Annotated in this window: 1 protein-coding gene; it reads right to left on the bottom strand. The window is 56.3% G+C overall.

The annotated features are described in order from the left end of the window. Positions 1–268: hypothetical protein (locus tag ACR9ZK_RS22145; RefSeq protein WP_481344099.1), on the bottom strand; the 268-nt coding region annotated here is incomplete at both ends.

Here is a 268-nt window from a genome sequence, read left to right as displayed (position 1 = left end):
AATATCGCCATACGATACTGCCCGGACGAATTCGTGACGAGATAGATATGCCCCGATAGATGCGGAACCGATACCGAGCCCTGCTGTGAAAATGAGGCGTCGCTGCGCTCGCGCTCCCTGAAACTCAGGCGCGTGCTTTCGCTATCCCAGGCGATCTCGGTGCAATAGGCAAAAATCGCATTCTGATCCCCGAAGGATGGCCGAAGCGTGAGATAGACCCCCTCGAGCCATGAAACCGAAGCACGCGAATAGGCACCAAGCTCTTCCG

The organism is Monashia sp. HAY1-5C (genome assembly GCF_056755255.1).
Note: the sequence above shows the minus strand (reverse complement) of the source record. Positions and strands in the feature narration are given on the sequence as shown.